The organism is Polaromonas sp. P3_C2 (assembly GCF_056402675.1).
This window is the reverse complement of the sequence record NZ_JBFUGX010001062.1, coordinates 1-927: the sequence shown is the minus strand read 5'-3', so window position 1 is coordinate 927 and position 927 is coordinate 1. Positions and strand designations below refer to the sequence as shown.

General features: G+C 49.7%; 1 rRNA gene. It reads left to right on the top strand.

What is annotated here, in order from left to right:
- Positions 1-927, top strand: a 23S ribosomal RNA gene (locus tag AC1DWI_RS24565); the annotation flags it as partial.

Genomic DNA, 927 nt, shown 5'->3' with positions numbered 1-927 from the left:
TCTGAATGGGGAAACCCACCCTTCGGGGTATCGCATACTGAATACATAGGTATGCGAAGCGAACCGGGTGAACTGAAACATCTCAGTAGCTCGAGGAAAATACATCAACCGAGATTCCGAAAGTAGTGGCGAGCGAAATCGGAGAAGCCTGTTAGTGATAGCAAGACTCTTAGCAGAACAGCCTGGAAAGGTTGGCCATAGCGGGTGATAGCCCCGTATGTAAAAAGAGACTTGTGATACTGAGCTAACGAAAAGTAGGGCGGGACACGAGAAATCCTGTCTGAATATGGGGGGACCATCCTCCAAGGCTAAATACTCATCATTGACCGATAGTGAACWAGTACCGTGAGGGAAAGGYGAAAAGAACCCCGGGAGGGGAGTGAAATAGATCCTGAAACCGTGTGCTTACAAAAAGTAGGAGCCTCGTAAGGGGTGACTGCGTACCTTTTGTATAATGGGTCAGCGACTTACATTCAGTGGCAAGGTTAACCGAATAGGGTAGCCGTAGAGAAATCGAGTCCGAATAGGGCGATCAGTCGCTGGGTGTAGACCCGAAACCAAGTGAGCTATCCATGGCCAGGATGAAGGTGCGGTAACACGCACTGGAGGTCCGAACCGACTAGTGTTGCAAAACTAGCGGATGAGCTGTGGATAGGGGTGAAAGGCTAAACAAACTTGGAAATAGCTGGTTCTCTCCGAAAACTATTTAGGTAGTGCCTCAAGTATTACCATCGGGGGTAGAGCACTGTTTTGGCTAGGGGGTCATGGCGACTTACCAAACCAATGCAAACTCCGAATACCGATGAGTACAGCTTGGGAGACAGAGCACCGGGTGCTAACGTCCGGACTCAAGAGGGAAACAACCCAGACCGCCAGCTAAGGTCCCTAAAATTGGCTAAGTGGGAAACGAAGTGGGAAGGCTATAAC